The 239-nt window shown below is 75.3% G+C and carries 1 protein-coding gene; it reads left to right on the forward strand.

The annotated features are described in order from the left end of the window. Positions 1-239, forward strand: a 239-nt coding sequence (locus ACZ3HG_RS24765) for a hypothetical protein (protein WP_465335182.1), incomplete at both ends; no start/stop codon positions are given.

The following is a 239-nucleotide window of genomic DNA, read 5'->3' on the forward strand; positions in this document are numbered from 1 at the left end:
GCTCCGGCTCGACCTGTCGCTCGGCACCCCCGACCCCGCGATGCTCCCCTCGATCGAACGGGCGCTGGCCCTCGCCCGGCCGCGCGCGGACACCGGCCGCTACCACGACCTGCCGGTGCTGCCCGATCTGCACGACGTGCTCCGCGACCAGTGGCCCGTGCGCGGCGTCGAGGCGCTGACCGTCGTGGACGGCGCGCTCGACGGCATCTCCCGCACCCTCGATCAGGTGGTGCGCTTCG

The sequence above is a fragment of the Erwinia sp. PME.40.26/001 genome, from assembly GCF_055556675.1.